At 70.4% G+C, this 16,735-nt stretch carries 14 protein-coding genes; 5 read left to right on the top strand and 9 right to left on the bottom strand.

What is annotated here, in order from left to right; genetic code table 11:
• Positions 1-14 precede the first annotated feature (14 nt).
• Positions 15-1,361 carry a CpaE/TadZ family protein gene (locus tag ACN8HC_RS11770; RefSeq protein ID WP_490075029.1) on the bottom strand — a complete coding sequence of 449 codons (1,347 nt, stop codon included), beginning with the start codon at positions 1,359-1,361 and terminating at the stop codon, positions 15-17.
• Positions 1,361-2,041: a CpaB family protein gene (locus ACN8HC_RS11765; RefSeq protein WP_490075028.1), complete on the bottom strand. Its 681-nt coding sequence runs from the start codon at positions 2,039-2,041 to the stop codon at positions 1,361-1,363. The genes ACN8HC_RS11770 and ACN8HC_RS11765 overlap by 1 nt, the downstream gene beginning before the upstream one ends.
• A gap of 175 nt (positions 2,042-2,216) precedes the next feature.
• On the opposite strand from ACN8HC_RS11765, the gene ACN8HC_RS11760 reads away from it, so the two are divergent.
• Complete coding sequence (locus ACN8HC_RS11760; RefSeq protein ID WP_490075027.1) at positions 2,217-2,435, top strand: helix-turn-helix domain-containing protein; 219 nt, start codon at positions 2,217-2,219, stop codon at positions 2,433-2,435.
• A 4-nt stretch (positions 2,436-2,439) separates the two neighbouring features.
• Here ACN8HC_RS11760 and ACN8HC_RS11755 read toward each other — a convergent pair whose 3' ends face one another.
• Positions 2,440-2,982, bottom strand: coding sequence for a hypothetical protein (locus ACN8HC_RS11755; RefSeq protein ID WP_490075026.1), 543 nt, complete (start codon positions 2,980-2,982; stop codon positions 2,440-2,442).
• Between the two features lie 143 nt (positions 2,983-3,125).
• Here ACN8HC_RS11755 and ACN8HC_RS11750 point away from each other — a divergent pair, with 143 nt between their 5' ends.
• Both ACN8HC_RS11750 and ACN8HC_RS11745 read left to right on the top strand, forming a co-directional pair.
• On the top strand, positions 3,126-3,917 hold the full coding sequence (locus tag ACN8HC_RS11750; protein WP_490075025.1) for a LysM peptidoglycan-binding domain-containing protein: 792 nt from the start codon (positions 3,126-3,128) through the stop codon (positions 3,915-3,917).
• Complete coding sequence (locus ACN8HC_RS11745) at positions 3,914-4,456, top strand: Rv3235 family protein (protein WP_490075024.1); 543 nt, start codon at positions 3,914-3,916, stop codon at positions 4,454-4,456. The genes ACN8HC_RS11750 and ACN8HC_RS11745 overlap by 4 nt, the downstream gene beginning before the upstream one ends.
• On the opposite strand, the gene secA is transcribed toward ACN8HC_RS11745, so the two are convergent.
• Positions 4,453-7,182, bottom strand: a complete 2,730-nt coding sequence (gene secA, locus ACN8HC_RS11740) for a preprotein translocase subunit SecA (RefSeq protein ID WP_490075023.1) — start codon at positions 7,180-7,182, stop codon at positions 4,453-4,455. The genes ACN8HC_RS11745 and secA overlap by 4 nt on opposite strands.
• Before the next feature lie 121 nt (positions 7,183-7,303).
• Here secA and ACN8HC_RS11735 point away from each other — a divergent pair, with 121 nt between their 5' ends.
• Complete coding sequence (locus ACN8HC_RS11735; RefSeq protein WP_490075022.1) at positions 7,304-8,995, top strand: GNAT family N-acetyltransferase; 1,692 nt, start codon at positions 7,304-7,306, stop codon at positions 8,993-8,995.
• A 33-nt stretch (positions 8,996-9,028) separates the two neighbouring features.
• Entirely contained in the window at positions 9,029-10,768 is a 1,740-nt protein-coding gene (locus ACN8HC_RS11730; RefSeq protein ID WP_490075021.1) for a GNAT family N-acetyltransferase, read from the top strand.
• A 40-nt stretch (positions 10,769-10,808) separates the two neighbouring features.
• Here the strand turns inward: ACN8HC_RS11730 and hpf are convergent, their stop codons facing one another.
• The 5 genes from hpf to mtrA form a co-directional block, all read right to left on the bottom strand.
• A complete protein-coding gene (hpf, locus tag ACN8HC_RS11725) occupies positions 10,809-11,450 on the bottom strand; it encodes a ribosome hibernation-promoting factor, HPF/YfiA family (protein ID WP_490075020.1) in 642 nt (213 codons plus the stop codon).
• Between the two features lie 137 nt (positions 11,451-11,587).
• A complete protein-coding gene (locus ACN8HC_RS11720; RefSeq protein WP_490075019.1) occupies positions 11,588-12,334 on the bottom strand; it encodes a ComF family protein in 747 nt (248 codons plus the stop codon).
• Between the two features lie 101 nt (positions 12,335-12,435).
• The gene (locus ACN8HC_RS11715) at positions 12,436-14,250 is read right to left on the bottom strand and encodes an LpqB family beta-propeller domain-containing protein (RefSeq protein WP_490075018.1); all 1,815 of its coding nucleotides are present in this window, start codon (positions 14,248-14,250) and stop codon (positions 12,436-12,438) included.
• On the bottom strand, positions 14,247-15,947 hold the full coding sequence (mtrB, locus tag ACN8HC_RS11710) for an MtrAB system histidine kinase MtrB (protein ID WP_490075017.1): 1,701 nt from the start codon (positions 15,945-15,947) through the stop codon (positions 14,247-14,249). Before mtrB ends, ACN8HC_RS11715 begins: the two co-directional genes overlap by 4 nt.
• Before the next feature lie 11 nt (positions 15,948-15,958).
• Complete coding sequence (gene mtrA / locus ACN8HC_RS11705) at positions 15,959-16,639, bottom strand: MtrAB system response regulator MtrA (RefSeq protein ID WP_490075016.1); 681 nt, start codon at positions 16,637-16,639, stop codon at positions 15,959-15,961.
• Positions 16,640-16,735: the final 96 nt, after the last annotated feature.

The raw sequence follows: 16,735 nt of genomic DNA, 5'->3' as shown, positions 1-16,735 counted from the left end.
CCGGCCACCTCAGCTCATCTGCGACTGGCGAACCAGGTGCGACGGCTGCTCGCGGTGACGCCTGTCAGTTGGGCCGCGAGCGCCGCGATGGCCTTCCGGGCCGCGGAACCGGATGCGTGCTCGGACAATACCTTCCCTTCCAGAAGCGCACCGTCGAGCGCGGCACGGTCGTCCGGGACGATTTGGACATCGTGCACTCCGGCGAAACGCTCCAGCGCCTCGCTCACCCGCTGGTCGGGGTTGGCGCCGACCGCCGACGGCCGCACCTTGTTGGCCACGACGATCGGCGGGTCGGACACGACGGCTCGCAGATCGTCCAGGCCGCGGACGAGACGCTGCAGGCCGACCGGATCGGCGGAGCCGACTGCCAGGACCGTGGTCGCCGCACGCAGCGCGGCGAGAGTCGCGGCGTTGCGGCGCGGCGCCGCGGTGTCGTAGCTGAGTTCCTCGTCCTCCTCCAACGGCGCGGCGACGTCCACCACGACGAGCCGGGCGAGTTGCCGGCACTGCTCGAGGACAGCCGACAGCGCGTCGTCGCGGATCTCCGGCCACCGATCCGACCTCGGCAGGCCGGTCAGCACGCGCAGTCCGGGCGTGACCTCCGGTGCAGCCCCGGCGACGGAGCGCAGGTCGAGACGTCCGGCGTCGGCCAACCGGGTGGCCGCCGCGACACCGGGCGCCTCGTCGAGCAGCGCGAGGTGCTGCGCCACGGACGCCGCGTGCGTGTCCGCGTCGACCAGCACGGTCGGCACGCCGAGTCGCGCGGCCTCCGCCGCGAGGTTCACCGCGAGCACGGTGCGCCCCGGCGCACCGAGCGGCCCCCACACGACCACGACCGGTGCGGACCCGGCGCCGCGTGCCGGGCCGGGCTCGGCGTCGAGGAACGGATTCTGTGGCACGTATGGCGCGTCGCCGCTCGCCAGCACGGCGAGTTCCTCCTCGATCGACGGAGCCGCCTGGGCCGGCTCCGCGCCGGCGGCACTCCCGTGCGGCGCGCGGTGGCCGACCTCGTCGGCGGCCGCCGCCACTGCTGCTGCGAGATCGGCGAGCGGGCTGTCGACGACGCGTTGCACCGTCACGCCCCACTGCCGGAGCACCTGCTGGTCCTCCGGTGAACTCGCGGCATAGACACCGACCAGGCCGGTGCCGGCGTCGCGCAGCGCCGCGACCGTGCTGCGGTCGAGCCCGGCGAAATCGGCGCCGACCACCGCGACGTCGGCCCGCCCCGCGGAGCACACGGCGAGCAGGTCCGCGACGTCGGCGCAGCGGCGGACGAGGCGCACCCCTGCCGCCTGCCCGAGCGCCGCGGCGACGGATGCTTCGCGGGCGGCACCGATCGCGGTCACCACGGTGGTGGCCATCAGCTGCCCTTCAGCGGCGAACCGGCGGCAGGCACGAGGTCGACCTTGGCCCCCTGGTGGATGGCGGCGAGCACCTCGGCGATGTTCCGGTCCGGTACGAGCACGTGGACCGCACCGCTGTCGGACGCGACCGAGAAGCCGCCGCCGGCGCTCGGCACGCGGGCGACCACGGCACGCTGCAGGATGCGGGTCGGCGCGTCATACGAGTCCTGACCTGCCTCCTGCGCCTTCTTGCGCGAGACCCAGATGTCGACCACCGATCCCCTGACCAGCGTGGCCGACTGAGCCGAGTCCACCGGTATGGCAAGGGCGTTGACGTGCACGGAGCTGCCGTTGCCGACAGCTGACCGCGGCACCAGCTCCCCCGAACGCACCTCTCGCAACACCTCGCCCTTGGGCAACGGGTCGTCGGCGCTCAGATAGGTGCCGGCGGCCCTGTCGATGCGCACCTTGACGGCGTGCACGTCGGCCGCCCGAAGCGGCTGACCGGGCACCAACGGATGCGACGCCTGCAGCACCTCGATCGATGTGTCGTAGTGCCGCATTGCGGCGGCACCCCCGATGGTCGCCAGCAGCACGAGCAGCACGCCGGCCACCAGCCGGCTGTCCCGCCAGGACGGTCGCTGCAGGCGGCTCGCCGCTGGTTTGGGCAGGTCGTCCCCGGGACGTCGATTCTCCACGTTGGTCTCTCCCCTTCGCCGCCATGGCGGCCCCTCGGTTCCGTGCTCACCGCACTGTAAAGACTTCGGCCGCTCCCATGGGGCGTTTTCCACAGGCGATCAGCGGTGCTGTGGGGCGGATGCGACACAATGAGGCCACTGCCCGTCATACGACTCACGAAGGAGGGCACCGACCGTGCCAGCACGTTTCGTGTCCATCGCCGACGTCGCCGAGACCCTGAGCATCTCCTCCCGTCAGGCGTACGGCCTGGTGACCAGCGGTGAGCTGCCGGCGATCAAGGTCGGCAAGTCGTGGCGGATCGAGCTGACCGAGCTGGAGGCCTACATCCAGCGGCAGTACGCCGATGCGCAGGCCCGGGTCGCAGCCGGCGATTTCGGGGACGACGAGGGCTGAGCCGCTACGCCCGCCGCACGATGCCGATCGCCGCGAACGGCACCACGCGGTGCCCGGTGAGGGTGGCCGTGCGGCGCACGGCGTCGGCCGGGTGCTCGGCCAGGTCCAGGTGGTCGGCGCCGACCTTGTCGATCGTGCCGGTGGCCAAGCCGCCGGCGATGTCGTGTATGGCGACGGGAGCGCGGTCCCGGGCGATCGCCCGCAGCGCCACACCGACCGCGAAGCGCCGACCCATCCCGCGGTCGTCGTCACTGCGCGGCGCGAGCCCGACGAGCGCCGTCACCGCTGACAGCGGCAACAGCGCCGCGTGCCGGCCGTGCTCCTGCACGAGCAGCCAGTCCTTGCCCAGATCGTCCAGTTGACCCCGGACCGCACCTGCCGCGGTCACCACGGTGACCGTGCTCCCGACGGATCGCGCGGCACGGTCCAACAGGGTCACCTCGGCCCGCTCGCGACGGGTGCGGTCGGCCACTTCGGCGTGTAACTCGCGCCGTCGCTCGGCCAGCAACTGCGCCTCGAGATCCGCGAACAAGTCCTGCCACCGCACGCCGCCACCGTAGCGGGAGGCTGCCGCCCATGGACAACTACCGATTCATATGTTTAAGTGCATTTATTGTCAGTTGATGTCGTTTCATTGCTCTTTGCATCTTTTGCGGTGTGACACGACATCGAGCAGGAGGGGAGCGAACGATGCACGACCAGACACTCATCGACGCGGGCCACCGGGTCAGAGCCATGGCACTCGCCGGCGTCACCGGTCTGCTGATGCTCGGCGGCGCGTGGACGGCATGGCACGGACTGTTCGCCGAGTTGCACCGCCTCGAGCGCCGCAGCACCCTGCGAACGCTCGACGCAGTGCCGGTCCTGCTGTGGGCTGCGCTGGTGCTCGCGCTGCTCTGGGCGACCCTGCTGATCACGCTGGCTGCGCGATCCGTGCTGCACGCCGGTCGAGCGACCGGCGGCCCACGAGGCGAGGACGGGCCGCACCGGGTCGGGTCACGCAGCCTGGTGAGTCGCGTGGCCGGGATACTGCTGGCGGTCACGGCGCTCTCGTCTCTGTCGACCGCGGCTCCGGCCTTCGCGGCACCGTCCACCTCCGCCGCGGTCGCCACCGGCACGGCAGCGCCGAGCCGGTCCGGCTCGCTGCCGGTGGATGACCGATGCGACGACGGCGTGCCCACACCCGGCTGGGTGCCGGCCAAGCCCTCGCGGACCGATCAGGTGGCGCGTCACTGCGCCCGGCTGGTCACCGGCAAAGCGGTGGCCGACGACTCCGGAGAGGTCGTGGTGCACCGCGGCGACACGCTCTGGTCGATCGCGGCCACGCACCTGGGACCGCACGCCGACGCGCAGGCGATCGCCGCCGAGTGGCCACGTTGGTACGCCGCCAACAAGCACGTCATCGGCGACGATCCCGACCTGCTGCAGATCGGCATACGCCTGCAATCCCCCGGCCACGCCCTGGAAGGAAGTGCCCGATGACCCCCGCCGCCGCCGCACAGCCACTCCGGCTTCGCCCAGCCTCCGGGTGGGCGCCACCGGCACTCGACGAGCGCGCGGTCGACGTGCTCTACGACGACCTGGTGACGGCCTCACGCGGCCGCGACCGTGGCTTCTCGCAGCCGGCCCTGCGCGTGCTGGTCAACACCGAGGAAGTGGACCCGCACTTCGGTCCGCAGGCGACCGGCGCCCAGCTGCTGCCCGAGCCGCAGGCCTGGGTCCGGCGGCTGGCCGGCGCGCTGCTGGAGTGTATGACGGGAGTCCGCTCGACCGCTCAGATCGCCCGCTCTGTCAGCCCGCTCATCTACGAACGGGTCAATGCGCGGTCGCTCATCGCCAAGCGACGCGGCGCCCGGCCGCTGCACCGGTCCCTTGTGCGCAAGGTCCACGTCTGCGCACCCGACGACGGCGTGGTGGAAGCCAGCGTCGTGGTGCAGCACGACGGACGCGTCCGCGCCATGGCGTTGCGCATGGTCGGCGTGGACGGCCGCTGGATGGTGACCGCCCTCGAGATGGGCTAGCTGCTGGACCTGGCCTTCGCCTTGCCGGCCTTCTTCTTCGCCTTCTTCTTGGCGCGGCGCTGGGCACGAGGCAGGTCGGAGTCGTCCTCGCCCACGACGCGACCGTCGTCGCTGACCTGGTGCGCGGTGGCCTGACCGTCCTCGCCGGGCGCCAGGAAGGTCATCTTCTCCTTGGGTTGCGGCAGGGCGGAGGCGATCTCCTCCGGGTCGACCTGCACGTGGAACAGATGCCGGACCGACTCCTCCTTGATGGCGTCGTTCATGGCGCTGAACAGCGCGAAGCCCTCGTGCTGGTATTCGACCAGCGGATCCTTCTGGGCGTACTGCCGCAGGTGGATACCTTCCTTGAGGTAGTCCATCTCGTAGAGGTGCTCGCGCCACTTGCGGTCCAGCACGGTCAGCACGACCCGCCGCTCGACCTCCCGCGCGACGCGCTCACCCAGCTCCTGTTCCCGCGCGTCATAGGCGTGCTGCGCGTCCGAGCGCAGCTCCTCGGCGAGCAGGTCGGCTTGCAAACCGGCCCGGCCGCCGACCTCTTCCTCGATCTCCTCGAGGCTGATCGACACCGGGTAGAGGTCGCGGAGCGCCTCCCAGAGGGTCTCCAGGTCCCAGTCGTCGGAGAAGCCCTCGGCGGTGGCGCCTTCGACATACGCATCGATCGTGTCGTTGATGAAGTGGCGTACCTGCTCCTCCAGGTCGGCCCCCTCCAGCACGCGCCGCCGCTCGCTGTAGATGACCTCGCGTTGCCGGTTGAGCACGTCGTCGTACTTCAGCACGTTCTTGCGGATCTCGAAGTTCTGGCTCTCCACCTGGCTCTGCGCGCTCGCGATCGAGCGGCTGACCATCTTGGACTCGATCGGGACCTCGTCCTCGATCTTCGCGGTCTGCATGAAGCGGTCCACCATGGCCGCGTTGAACAACCGCATCAGGTCGTCCTGCAGCGACAGGTAGAACCGGCTCTCCCCCGGGTCGCCCTGGCGGCCGGCCCGACCGCGCAGCTGGTTGTCGATGCGGCGTGACTCGTGCCGCTCGGTGCCGAGGACATAGAGCCCGCCGAGCTCGACGACCTCGTCGTGCTGCTTGGCGACGGCCTTCTCGGCCTTGTCCAAGGCCTCGTCCCAGGCCGCCTCGTAGTCGTCCGGGGTCTCCTCCGGTGACAGCCCCTTGCGCTTGAGCGCCGCCATGGCGATGAACTCGGGGTTGCCGCCGAGCATGATGTCGGTGCCACGGCCGGCCATGTTGGTCGACACCGTCACGGCACCCTTGCGGCCGGCCTGCGCGACGATCGCCGCCTCGCTCTCGTGGTGCTTGGCGTTGAGCACCTCGTGCGGAATTCCCTTGCGCCGCAGCTGTTCCGAGAGATATTCGCTCTTCTCGACGCTCGTGGTGCCGACCAGCACCGGCTGGCCCTCCTTGTGCCGCGTGACGATGTCGTCGACGACGGCCTTGAACTTCGCCTTCTCGGTGCGGTAGATCAGGTCCGACTGGTCCAGGCGGATCATCGGCATGTTGGTCGGGATCGTCACCACGCCGAGTTTGTAGATCTGGTAGAGCTCCGCGGCCTCGGTCTGCGCCGTGCCCGTCATACCGGCGAGCTTTTCGTACATCCGGAAATAGTTCTGCAGCGTCACCGTCGCGAGCGTCTGGTTCTCGTTCTGGATCTCGACGCCCTCTTTGGCCTCGATCGCCTGGTGCATGCCCTCGTTGTAGCGGCGGCCGGCGAGCATGCGGCCGGTGTGCTCGTCGACGATCAGGATCTCGCCGTTCATCACGACGTAGTCCTTGTCCTTCTTGAACAGCTCCTTGGCCTTGATGGCGTTGTTCAGGTAGCCGATCAGCGGCGTGTTCTCCGCCTGGTAGAGGTTCTCGATGCCGAGCAGGTCCTCGACGATCTCGATGCCGGACTCCAGCAGACCGACGGTCTTCTTCTTCTCGTCGACCTCGTAGTCCCCGTCGCCGGGCAGGGAGTTCTCCTTCTTCGGCGAGCGCTTCAGATGCTGCACGATCTTGGCGAACTCGACATACCACCGGGTCGCCTCGTCGGCCGGGCCGCTGATGATCAGCGGGGTGCGGGCCTCGTCGATGAGGATCGAGTCCACCTCGTCGACGATGGCGTAGTGGTGGCCGCGCTGCACCAGCTCGGCTTCGGACCACGCCATGTTGTCGCGCAGGTAGTCGAAGCCGAACTCGTTGTTGGTGCCGTAGGTGATGTCCTTGGCGTATTCGATGCGGCGTTCGTCCGGCGTCATCGACGACAGGATGCAACCGGTCTCCAGCCCGAGCGCTCGGTGCACCCGGCCCATCTGCTCGGCCTGCGTCTCGGCGAGGTAGTCATTGGTGGTGATGACGTGGACGCCCTTGCCCTCCAAGGCGTTCAGGTATGACGGCAGCGTCGCGACCAGCGTCTTGCCCTCACCGGTGCGCATCTCGGCCACGTTGCCGAAGTGCAGCGCCGCCCCACCGGCCAGCTGCACGTCGAAGTGCCGCTTGCCGATCGTGCGCTTGCTGGCCTCCCGAACGGCCGCGAACGCCTCCGGCAGCAGGTCGTCGAGCGTCTCCCCGTCGGCGAGACGCTTCTTGAACTTGTCGGTCTCCTCACGCAGCTCTGCGTCGGTCAGCCCGGCGAAGTCCTCCTCCAGCAGATTGACCTGTGCTGCGTAGGCCTGCAGCTTTTTGAGAGTGCGGCCCTCGCCGGCACGCAGGACCTTCTCGACAACCTTGGGCACGGACTCTCCCCGTAAATGACGGCCCGGGTGGCCGTCTCGACTTGTAGACAGACTCACCCATGCTAATGGTCGGCGCCGGGTGATGGGTTCCCGGACTTCCGGGTGTGGTTTGCTGCGCGTCATGGCGGTCTTCCCCGACGACGTTCCCGTGCTCACCGACGGCGTGGTGACGCTCCGAGCGCACCGGGAGTCCGACCTGCCGCGAATCGTGGAGTTCGCGAACGACGCGCGGAGCCGGGCGCGCGTGCCGCTCCCGTCGCCGTACGGGATGGAGCAGGCGCGCGAGTTCTTCGCCCAGGTGCGCGCCACCTGGGAGTCCGGCACGCAGGAGGGTGCCTGGGCGATCGAGGTGGATGACCGTTGGGGCGGCTCGATCAACCTGAGTCATCGCGCGAACGGGACCGCGGAGATCGGATACGGCGCACACCCGGACGTGCGCGGCCGGGGCGTGGTCACCGCCGCCGCTCGGCTGCTCGCGCACGCCTTCGACGACCTCCACCTGCGGACGCTGGTATGGCGAGCCGCCCGCGGCAACTGGGCCTCCCGGCGGGTCGCCTGGGCGGTCGGCTTCACCCACGACGGCACCTGGCCGGCCACTCACCCCGGCCCGGACGACACGGTGGTCGGCACGTGGTTCGGACACCTGCACGCAGCGGACCCCCGTGAGCCGCAGCTGCCGTGGCGGGAGCCCGCGGTACTGGACGGCGACGGAATCCGGCTGCGGCCGTGGCGTGACACCGACGCGCCGGACGAGCCGTTGGACGAGGCGCTGTCCCGCTACCTGCTCGGCTCGGCGCCCGGCGCCGACGGGTTCGGCGAGTGGCTCGTCGCCCGACGGGAGCGGATGGCCGGTGGTGAAGCGGTGGTGTGGTGCATCGCCGACGCCGCGAGCGACCGTGCCCTGGGCGGCATCCAGCTCTACCGGATGCACCTTCCGCCGGTCGCCGGCACGGCGATGCTCGCGTACTGGCTGCAGCCGTCCGCGCGCGGCCGCGGCGCGGTGCGCATCGCGCTCGACCTGCTGGTCCCGCACGCGTTCGCGCCGGTGGGCGGTGGCGGGCTGGGCCTGCGCCGGATCGGCGCGCTTGCGGACATCGCCAATCTGCCGTCGCAGCGCGTGTTGCGCGAGGGCGGCTTCCGCGCGATCGGCACGACGTCGAGCCTGCCTACCTACGACGACGGAACCGTGGGCGACGAGACCGAGTTCGAGCTGCTCGCGACCGACGACCGAGCTGCGCAGCGGCGCACCGCGATTCCGGTGCCGGTGCTGCGCACCCGGCGGTTGGTGCTGCGGGCGTGGAATGAACAGGATGCGCCGACCGAGGAGCCGGCAGCGGATCCGCAGGCGGCGGCCGCCATGGGCATCGAACCCCGGCCGCCGGCCGCGGCATACCGGCAATGGCTCGCCCGCGAGCGCTGCGACGAACTCAAGGGCACCGCCGTTCAGTGGTGCATCGCGGCCGGGGACACCGACCGGCCCGTGGGAGCAATCAGTGTCCGCGGGCTCGGCACGCCATTGCGCAGCGGCACGGTCGGCTATTGGCTGTATGACGCCGCCCGCGGCCACGGCTTCGCCCGCGAGGCGCTGGAAGCCGTTGTCGAGCATGCCTTTTCGCCGGACGGTCTGGGTCTGCTGCGACTGGATGCCGCCACCGTGGACGGCAACCATGCGTCGATGTTGACGTTGGCGTCTGCCGGTTTCCGGCAGTACGGGCAGGACCACGCGTCCTTCACGACCGCCGACGGCACGACGACGGACACAGCGCACTTCGAATTGCTGTTGACCGAGCACCGGGGTGACGAAACCCCATAGCGCCGCACCGCCCGGGCGTGCTTGGCTGCAGTCATGTCGAGCCTGCCGAACCCCGACGACGTGACGACAGATGCCGCGCTGGAGCCGAAAGTCCTCGCCGGCCAAGGGATTCGGCTGCGGCCCTGGCGAGACGACGACGCGCGCCGGCTGCAGCAGCCGGACCCCGGCACTCGGCACATGGTCACCGACATGCAACCCGCCCCCGGCGACTACGCGTGCTGGCTGCAACACCGCCGGGACCGGATGGCGGCCGGCCAGGCCGTCTTCTGGTGCGTCGCGGACGCCGCGACCGACGATGTCCTCGGACACATCCAGGTCAACCGCCTCGACGTCGACTTCACCCGAGGCAACGGCGAACTCGGCTACTGGCTCTACCCGGGCGCGCGGGGGCGAGGCGTGATGTTCCGGGCGGTCGAACTCATCCGGTCGCATGCCTTCGCACCACGCGACGCCGGCGGCTTGGGACTGCACCGGCTGCAGGCCGGTTCCGACATCGCCAACCGCGCCTCCGCCCGCGTGCTGCGCCGTGCCGGCTTCCGGATGTGGGGCATCGAACAGTCCGTGCTCAGCCACCACGGCCGGCCTCCGAGCGACGCGCTCAACTGGGAGCTGCTGGCGACGGATGACGTGGAAGCGCAGCGAGTTTCGCCCTCCGTCATACCGACGATCGAGCTCGGTCACCTTCGGTTGCGGGCCTGGCGCGACGACGACGTCAGCGGGGTTCCGGAGAGTTCGGACGAGCTCTCCGTGCGCTACCTGCCGGCGGCCGCGCAGGTCACGAGGGTGACGTTCCCGGCGTGGCTGGCCCGGCAGCGCCGCTTCGCCGACGAGGCACGCACCGTCCCGTGGTGCATCGCCGACGCCGCGACCGACGCACCGTTGGGCAACGTCTCGATCTTCAACATCGGCGAGGGCACGGCGACCCAGGCAGAGGTCGGTTACTGGCTGCTGCCCGTGGGTCGCGGGCGTGCGGCGCTCGCGTCGGCCCTGGAAGCCGTTGTTTCCCATGGCTTTTCGCAGAAGGACAGCGGCGGCCTCGGACTCACGCGGCTGTATGCCGAGACCGACCTGGACAACATCGCGTCGCAGACCGCCTTGCGCCGCGCGGGGTTCCGGCGCTGGGGCGAGGACCGGCAGGCCTACACCGCGGCCGACGGCCGGATCACCGACGGCGCCTACTTCGAGCTGCTGTCGACCGATGACCGGGAGGCGCAGCGCGCGGTGAAGCCGCCGGTGCTGGACTTCCCGCGGGTGCGGTTGCGCCCGTTGCACCCGGGCGACGCGCCTTCGATCGCGCAGACCTGGGCGGAGCCTGCCGTGCGGCACTGGTTGTCGGTGCCGACCGAGGACCTGGCGGCCCGGGCTGCGTCATACGTCGCGCGCAAGCGCCATGTCGACAACGCCGCGCACGGCAGCTGGTGGGTGATCTGCGCAGCGGCGAGCGACGACTTCCGCGGCGTGATCGGCCTGCAGCGCGTCGAGGCCGGCAACGCGGAGGTCGGTTACTGGGTCGCTGCGGAGGCGCGCGGGCACGGGCTCGCGACCGCGGCGCTGGACGCGGTGGCGACCTACGCATTCATGGCGGAGGCCGCCGGCGGTCTCGGCCTGCGGCGGCTCCGGGCCGGCATCGCCGATGGCAACGTGCCCTCCGTGAAGGTGGCCGAGCACGCAGGGTTCGCGCCATACGGCCGAGCGCACGCCGCCGAGGTCCTGGGCGACGGATCGGTCGCCGATCTCCTGCTCTACGAGCGGCTGACCGGCAGCGGGCGCTGAGCGACGCTCAACGCCCGCTGCCGGCTCCCGGACCGGTCGGTCACGCGGTGCTGGCTGCAGGAGTCTCGTCCAGCACCTCGAGTTGAATGACACCGTAGGACCAGCCGCGCCGGCGATAGACGACGCTCGGCTTGCCGGTGTCGGCGTCCTGGTAGAGGTAGAAGTCGTGCCCGACGAGCTCCATCTCGTTGAGCGCCTGGTCGACGCCCATCGGCGTCGTGGAGTGGACCTTCTCCCGCAGCTGGATCGGGCAGTCCTCGTCACCGCCGACCTTGGCGATGTGCGGTGGCAGTGGTGTCTCGTCGACCGGCTGCTCCTCCGACGGCACGGCGATGGCCGATGTCGCGTCGTGCACGGACGTGGGTTGCTTCCGCCCACGGTGGACCCGTCGCTTGTCGTTGACACGACGCAAACGCTCTCCGAGCCGGGTCATTGCTACGTCGAGCGCGCCGTAGACGTCATCCGCGCATGCCTCCGCGCGAATGACCGACCTCTTGGCGTGACAGGTGATCTCTATGCGCTCCGCTTCCTTGGCCTGCCGCGGGTTGGCCTCGTGCGTGACAACGACGTCGCACCGACTGACCCGTGGGTCCAGCTGAGGCACCTTGCTCAGCTTGTCCTCGATGTGCCGACGAAAGCGCTCGGGAACCGTGACATGACGTCCGGTAACGGTGATCTCCATGGTGCACTCCTGATCTCGACTGCATGTCATGAGGCGGGTCGGCATCCCTGATCGGCCGCTCAACCACCTCCTCCAGGAGGGCGACGGAGCACCCTCTCGCACGAAGTTGAACGCACGATGTGCTCCATGCACAGACGTTAAACCACCGACCCGGTGCCCGTAAACGGGTGGGTCACGGTATGGCGCTGGGTCGCCGCCACGGTAGCGGCGGCGACATGCCGGGCACCTGCTGACAGCAAGACTTTTCGGGCTTCGACGAGTGACGATCCGGTGGTGACGATGTCGTCCACGACGACCCACACCCGCCCGGCGACCAGCCTCCTGCCGGCCGCCGTGAGTCGCATCGTGCCGCGGACGTTGACCGAGCGTTCGGCGGCGCCGAGCCCGGCCTGATCCCTGCCGCTCCCGGACACCCGGAGCACGGTGCGCACGGCGAACGGCTCCGCGCCGCGCACCGCGTGCCGGGCCAGCTCCACCGCGGGCTGCCGCCCCCGCTCCCGGGTCGACGCCGGCCGGCTCGGCATCGGACACACCAGTAGCCGGTCGCCGCCCAGCAGCGCGTCACGGCACGCCGCATCGTCCGTGACGAGCGCGGCGAGCGCGCTCCGCAGCAGCCGGCCGAGCACCGGCCCGGCATCGCGTCGCCCGGAGTCCTTGAAGACGCGCAGCAACTGCGCGACCGTCCCGTCATACGGCGTCTGCGACCAGGTGGGCGGATAGCCGGCCGGGCACGGGTCGGGTAGCGCGGCGAAGGCAACGGCTGCGCAGGCAGCGGCAAGCTCGTCGCGGCAGTCGGCACAGAACGCGCAGCCGGCCGCTCCGCACCCGGCGCAGGCACGCGGCAGCGCGAGATCGCAGATCGCCTGCAGGGCCGCACCGGGCATCTGTGCAGCGTGGCGGGCGTGGCACGCACCCGGTCGGGCCGGGTGCCGCAGCGGTGGACGAGCGGCGCGTCGCCGGTCGGATGTGGACAGTCCGGGTGCGGTCAGGTCCCGGAAGCGACGATCGCCTGGATGCCGTCGATCTTCTGCCAGGTCGCGCCGACCTTGGTGAGCACGGTGTCGTTCTCGGTCTCGACATACAGGTTGTTGGCTCCCCCGCCGGTCGCGACGAGGTATTCACCCCCGGGCGCCTCACCGAGGCTGCTGCTGAGGCCGCCGATCGGCACGTTGATCGGCTCCACCGGGTTGGCCCCCGTCCGGCTGAGGACCGCGAGCGTCACGTAGTCGACCCAGCCCACGTCGAGCACGTCCGTGACGGTCGGGGCGACACGCAACGGCTCGGTCAGCGACTGCGCGTGGCCCTTCCGGTCGCGCACGATGCCGGCGACGTAGACCTGGGACTGGCCCGCGGCGGTCTGGACGGCCACCGCGATGCGTTCGCCGTCCGGCGAGACACGGACGGCGACGATGCGTTTGTCCCGCAGCCACGGCGCACCGACCGGCTGCGGTTGCGCCTCGGCGACCGGCAGGTCGGCGTCGAGCACCCACACGGTGCCGCCCGCCGACTTCTGGCCGCTGAGCTTGGCGGCGGACTCGCCCGCGACCCACAGCTCGTTCATCGGGCTGCCGGTCGAGGTCTTCGTCGAGCTGAAGCTGGGTGTGACCAGTCCGGTGCCGAAGCCGCTGATCTTGGTCAGCCGTCCGCCGATCCAGCGGCCCAGGGTGCTGTTGGCACCGTCGATGGCCGCCACCTGGGTGCCGTCGCCGGACACCGCAAGGCGATACCAGTTGCGGTTGATGTCCGGCAGGGTCTGCTGGGTCTTGGACCGGCTCTTGCTGCGCAGGTCGGTGCCCGCCTCGTCCGGGTTGGTCCACTGCAGCTGGGTGGCGCTGGTGCGGGCCACCAGTTGGGCCGGGTTGCCACTCACCGCCGAGTAGCCCAGGTCCGCCGGCGAGGTCGGCGCCTGCGGCAGGTTGGTGGTCTGCAGGCGCGCACCGTCCACCAGGACCACGACCCGGCGCACCTCACTGACCTGGCCGAGCGTCGCCAGCATGCTGGCCCAGAGCGCCGTGCGCTGGACCGGCGTCGCGGAGAGCATCTCCTCGCTCACGTTGACCGACGCCACGCCGTCGTTGTCGATCGACACCGACGAGCCGCCGGCGAGGTCGCTGCCCCGCGGGAGCGCCGGCAGCGTCATACCGCTCATCCACTGGGGTGCGCCGTGCACGACGGCTGCTGCGAGCGAAGTCACCAGCCCGGTCTGGGTGTACCACTGGGTGTCGGGCACCAGGGTGTGACCGTTGGCGGCCGGGTAGTAGACCTCCTGCGGCTGATAGATGCGCTTGAACTGCTGGATGTTCATCCAGAGCCCGAATCCCCCGGGAAGGGTGGAGATCCGCCATTCGCCGTTGACCTCGGTGAGGCCGAACTCGGCGGACTTGATCGAACCGGCCGGCCGCTCGGTGAGGTGGGCGCTCGTGTCGAGCACGGCCGTGGTGCCCTCCGTCACGGTGACGGTGTCCCCGCCGGTCGTCATCAGATCGCGCGTGCCGGACGTCACCACGACACTGCGCGGCTGCCAGCCGTCGCTCGCCGCCTTGGTGAGGAACTCACGGGCCCGTTCGTAGTTCTGATTGGTGCCGGCGGTCGCGTCGAGGAAGCCGCTGACGATCTGTTTCTGCGAGGCACCGGCTACCGGTCCCGGATATTCGATGTTGCCGACGGTCGGCACCGCGCGATTGTCGATCGCCTGGCCGGCCCGTACACCGCTCGTCGTGGGCAGCCCACTGCAGCCCGCCGCGGTGAGGACGGCGACGGCGAGCAGGCACGCGGGCAGGATCGCCCGGCGGCGTCTCACCGGCGATCGCCCCGGAGCGGGCCCAGCGTGCCCCCAGCTCCGCCCGCCGCACGGGTGCCGATGGTCAGGCTGTTGCCGTTGGGCATGGCGATGCCGACGCTCGAGTCGTCGGGCGCCAGGGTCACCGGGGACCGCAGGATCGGCCGCCCGGCCTTGACGGGCAGCGTGAGGCGGAAACACGCGCCGTTGCCCGGCTCACCCCAGGCCTGAAGCCAGCCGTCGTGCAAGCGGGCGTCCTCGAGGGAGATCGACAGCCCGAGGCCGGTCCCGCCGGTGGTGCGTGCGCGCGCGGGGTCGGCGCGCCAGAAGCGGTTGAACACCTGGTCGGCGTCGCCCGGTCGCAGCCCCACCCCGTAGTCGCGCACCGCCACCGCGACCGCTGTCTGGTTGGCGCCGATCGTGATGTCCACCGGTTTGTGCTCGGCGTGCTCGATGGCGTTGGTCACCAGGTTGCGCACGATCCGCTCGACGCGCCGGGCGTCCATCGGTGCCACGGCCTCCCGTCGCGCGTGCACCCGCAGCCGCACGCCCTGCGTCTCGGCCAGCGCCTCGCACCCGTCGACCACCCGCCGGACGACGTCGCGCAGGTCGACCGGCTCGGTGCCGGCGGTGGTGGCGCCGGCGTCGAACCGGCTGATCTCGAGCAGATCGGTGAGCAGTGTCTCGAAGCGGTCCAGCTCACGGCTGAGCAGCTCGGCGGAGCGCGCCACCGGCGCGGTGAAGTCGTCGCGGCTGGCGTGGATCATGTCGGCAGCCATCCGGATCGTGGTGAGGGGCGTCCGCAACTCGTGGGAGACGTCGGAGGTGAAGCGCTGCTGCAACTGCGACAGGTCCTCCAGCTGCCGGATCTGTCGCTGCAGACTGTCGGCCATCGCGTTGAACGACGTGGCCAGCCGGGCCAGGTCGTCCTCACCGCTGACCTGCATGCGCTCGTTGAGCGCGCCTGCCGTGAGTCGTTCGGAGACGTGCGCAGCGTCGCGGACCGGGTTGACCACCATGCGGGTCACCAGATAGGCGATGCCGGCGAGCAACAGCGTCAGGGCGAGTCCGCCGAGCAGGAACGTCGTGCGGACGATGCCGAGCATCTGTGACTCGGCGCTCATCGGGGAGATGAAGTAGAAGTCGTAGTTGCCCGCGTTGGGTATGACGATCCGCGCGCCGACGATGACCGCGGGCAGCTCCTTGCCGTCGGAATGCACCGTGCCGATCTGTAGTTGCGCGTGTGTCGGATCCTTCTCGACGGCGGCCCGCAACTCCGACGGGATGAGCTTCTCGTCGCCGGGCTGGGTGAAGAACGTCCCGAGGGACGGGAAGGTGTTGCCGGGCGACCGGGTGATCACGATCCGGTCGTTCTGCTCACCGGCTTGCTGCGGGTGCGTGCTGGTCACCGGTGCGGCGACCTGCTGACCGATGGCGCGCAGCGAGGCGATGTCGGTGCGCGGCGCGTTGTTGAACTGGCTCTGGGCGTAGTCCCGCTGGCTGAGCGCCTGCTGCTCGGCGATGTCCGTGGCGCGGGCGGTGAGGCCGCTGCCGATGCGTTGGTACATGTAGGTGCCCAGCCCGAGCGCAACGAACGTGCCCAGGAAGACGGTGATGACGACCACCCGGAAGTGCAGCGAGCGGCGCCACAGCCGAGCGATCGCGGCGGCGCACCGAACGGCGAGACGTTCGATGTGGCGCCAGATCTGCTGGACCACCCGGTGCTCCGTCAGGCCTTCCCGGCCTTGTAGCCGACGCCGCGAACGGTGAGGACGATCTCGGGGTTCTCGGGGTCCTTCTCCACCTTGGAGCGCAGGCGCTGCACGTGCACGTTGACCAGGCGGGTGTCGCCCGCGTGGCGGTAGCCCCAGACCTGCTCCAACAGCGTCTCCCGGGAGAACACTTGCCACGGCTTGCGCGCCAGCGCGACCAGCAGGTCGAATTCGAGCGGGGTCAGCAGGATCGGCCGGCCGTCGCGGGTGACCACGTGGCCGGGAACGTCGATCGTGAGATCGCCGAGTTGCAGCGTCTCGGTCTCCGACTCGTCACCGCGCCGCAGCCGGGCTCGCACCCGCGCCACCAGCTCCTGCGGCTTGAACGGTTTGGTGACGTAGTCGTCGGCGCCGGACTCCAGGCCCAGGACGACGTCGACGGTGTCGGTGCGTGCGGTCAGCATGACGATCGGCACGGTGGATTCCGCCCGGATCTGCCGGCATACTTCCACCCCGTCGATGCCGGGCAGCATCACGTCCAGCAGCACGATGTCCGGCTTGGACTCCTGGAAGGCCCGGATGGCCAGATCCCCCGCGGCACAGACCGTCACGTCCATGCCTTCCCCCTGCAGGATGATGCTGAGCATCTCGGCGAGCGATGGGTCGTCGTCGACGACGAGGACGCGTCCGTTGGTCACGTGTGTCGATCCTTTCGCGAGCGAGCCGCCCCCCGTTACGTTGCGGCGTGAGACAAGGGTATGTCGTGCGGGGTTCCGCCGCCGCGCGACCGGGAT

This window comes from Flexivirga sp. YIM B11880 (assembly GCF_058148645.1).
Note: the sequence above shows the minus strand (reverse complement) of the source record. Positions and strands in the feature narration are given on the sequence as shown.